Origin of the sequence: Bifidobacterium sp., assembly GCF_050874245.1 — a bacterium.
Taxonomy (GTDB): Bacteria; Actinomycetota; Actinomycetes; order Actinomycetales; family Bifidobacteriaceae; genus Bifidobacterium.
Window position 1 is genome coordinate 1 of record NZ_JBNMKH010000219.1, and the last position, 1,114, is coordinate 1,114.

A 1,114-nucleotide genomic window follows, 5' to 3' on the forward strand; every position below is an offset into this window, starting at 1 on the left:
GCACTACATCGAGGAAATGAACAAGGGCTTCCAAGCCGGTTTCAAAATCCTCACCAGCTACCGCAATTCCGTGAACCTGTCCGACAATTGGGTGTCGTCCGGTTCCGCGTTGTGGTTCATCCGCGAATCGCGCTTCGTTTCCGCCTCCCGCATGTGGCTCGGCAACAGCTGCCACGTGGGCGGCACCGACTTCATGTTCTCCCAGGAGATCATGCGTCGCAACAACGGCTGGAAATTTCACCTACTCACCGAGGATCTGGAATTCACCATGGACAGCGTGCTGCACGGCGACCGCATCGGCTACTGCGGCACCGCCATCCTGTACGACGAGCAGCCGGTCACCTTCGCGCAAAGCTGGCGTCAACGCCTGCGTTGGAGCAAGGGATTCCTGCAGGTGTTCCGCTATTACGGACCGGCGTTGATCAAGCGCGCGGTCAGGGAACGTGATTTCTCCGCCGTCGATTTCACGCTGCTGCTGTGCCCGTTCACCGTGCTCGGCATCGCACGCGTGCTGTTGGGCATGCTGTTCGCCGCCTGCGGTTTCGTGACATGGCAAAGCCAGCTGAATTCGCTGACCGGCTGGACATCCGGCATTGTGATATCGGTGATCGGCATGATGGGACTCGCCGCATTGACCATCGTGGCGGAACGCGATCACGTGGGCGCCACCAACAAGGAGCTGCTCGCCTACGTGCTGGCCTTCCCGACCTACATGCTGAGCTATGTGCCGATTTCGTTCCAGGCGGTGTTCGCCAAGTCCGAATGGAAGCCGATCGAGCATAAGGGCTGAGGCTTGCCCGCGGCGGTGTGAACGGTCATGAGATGTTTCGTGGCGATCCATACGGTGCGGATGGTGAAAAGATGACGAAGAGAGGGTGTGGTTTGGCTATGGATGACGCTGGCGATTACCGCTATACGCGACGACGCCGAGCGATCACGGTGGCGGTTTCCGTCGTGGCCACCGTCGCACTGTGCGTCGGCTATGCAGTGGCCGACATGTGCGATGTCGCACCGGGCGTCCTCACATTGCGCCATGTCGAACATTCGACGGTCGCCGCTGCCGGCCGTTCGATCGAGGCGGCCGACGTGATCGCCGACATCGACGCTTCCAAGA

The 1,114-nt window shown here is 60.5% G+C and carries 1 protein-coding gene and 1 pseudogene; both read left to right on the forward strand.

The features are described 5' to 3' along the window. A partial coding sequence (locus ACR0P8_RS10040) for a glycosyltransferase family 2 protein (protein ID WP_432624897.1) occupies positions 1–790 on the forward strand: 790 nt, incomplete at its 5' end. Positions 791–861: 71 nt separating this feature from the next. After that, a pseudogene (locus ACR0P8_RS10045) lies at positions 862–1,114 on the forward strand (D-alanyl-D-alanine carboxypeptidase); the annotation flags it as partial.